General features: G+C 66.1%; 2 protein-coding genes. One reads left to right on the top strand and one right to left on the bottom strand.

Annotated features, from left to right (window positions below; genetic code table 11):
• The coding region (locus DMB66_RS60110; RefSeq protein ID WP_148112989.1) for a transposase at nucleotides 1-566 on the top strand (566 nt) is incomplete at its 5' end.
• A gap of 33 nt (nucleotides 567-599) precedes the next feature.
• On the opposite strand, the gene DMB66_RS60105 is transcribed toward DMB66_RS60110, so the two are convergent.
• A partial coding sequence (locus DMB66_RS60105) for a group II intron maturase-specific domain-containing protein (protein ID WP_305028372.1) occupies nucleotides 600-1,031 on the bottom strand: 432 nt, incomplete at its 5' end.

Here is a 1,031-nt window from a genome sequence, read left to right as displayed (position 1 = left end):
CCCGCGACAGCATCCTCGACCGGTACAAGGGCTATCTGCAGCAACGCTGCAAGGACGGGATCACCGGCACTACCGAGTTGCTGGCCGAGATCCGCGCCCGTGGTTACCGCGGCGGCGAACGCACCCTGCGCCGCTACCTGATCAACCTGCGGGGCTGCGACCAGCCAACCCTGGCACCGCCGCCGGTCCCGCCCGCCCGGGACATCACCGGCTGGATCATGCGGCCCGACGGCAAGCTCACCGAGGAACATCGCGCCGAGTTGCAGCGGCTCTGCGACCTATGTCCCGACCTGGTCACTATCCGTGATCTCGCCCGCGGGTTCACTGACCTGGTCCGCACGCTCGGCGGCGCCCACCTCGAAGCCTGGGTCAAACAAGCCGAGCACGGCGCCATCGCCGAGATCCGATCCTTCGCGGCTGGGCTGCGCAAAGACTGGGACGCCGTCACCGCCGGCCTCACGATGCAGTGGAGTTCCGGCGCGGTCGAAGGCAACGTAAACCGCATCAAAATGCTGTCGAGTAGCCGGGGGCATCGCAGCCCCCGGCTCTCACAGAACCGTACGTAACGATCTCTCGTTATACGGCTCTTGTCGCCCTGGTCACCAGACTGCGGGGACGGTGTTGACCCAAGCCCAGTGGGCGAAGAACCGGGGCCTCATGGTGACGGCTCGGGTCCAGGCGTCCTGTGCTCGCTTTCGTCCTCGCAGCCGCTTGTGCTTCTTGCGGAGCCAGCGCATCAGGTAGGCGTTGATGCGTGTCAGGAGGGGATACAGCGCTGAGCGGTAGAACGCGCCGTAGTACTGCATCCAGCCTCGCACCCGGGGATTGACCCAGGCGGCGAGGTCCGCTTCGGAGAGTTCCGTGTGCCGGTGCAGTCGCCATGACCGCGCCTGGCGACTGACCTTCTTCAAGGCGTCGCTGCTGATCGCCGGGTTGAACCCGGTGAATCGCTTGCCTGTCCTGGGTCGTACCTCCCGGCCCCGGAACGTGTACCCCAGAAAGGTGAACGAGGTGTTCTCGTACTCCCCTCG

This window comes from Actinoplanes sp. ATCC 53533 (assembly GCF_003947245.1).
This window is presented reverse-complemented; position numbering and strand designations above follow the sequence as displayed.